Annotated in this window: 1 tRNA gene; it reads left to right on the top strand. The window is 39.7% G+C overall.

Annotation, left to right across the window (positions count from 1 at the left end):
* Positions 1-156: 156 nt before the first annotated feature.
* Positions 157-233 (top strand) — tRNA-Ile (locus KJR01_RS10660).
* The last annotated feature ends 1 nt before the right edge of the window (position 234 follow it).

Raw genomic sequence — 234 nt, 5'->3', positions numbered from 1 at the left:
CCGTAGGAGAACCTGCGGTTGGATCACCTCCTTTCTAGAGTACATACTCTTTAACTCACACTAAAGAGTAATAATAAATATTTCAAGAGCTCTTGAGAGCTTGTTTAGATATCAAAGGTTGAAATGAAATAAGATAACAATAATTCTACTTCTTAAGGGCCTATAGCTCAGCTGGTTAGAGTGCACCCCTGATAAGGGTGAGGTCACAAGTTCAAGTCTTGTTAGGCCCACCAT

The organism is Campylobacter sp. 2018MI10 (assembly GCF_018501175.1).
In the GTDB taxonomy this organism is placed as follows: Bacteria; Campylobacterota; Campylobacteria; order Campylobacterales; family Campylobacteraceae; genus Campylobacter_E.
The sequence above is the reverse complement of the archived record's forward strand: the minus strand, read 5'-3'. Positions and strand labels throughout refer to the sequence as shown.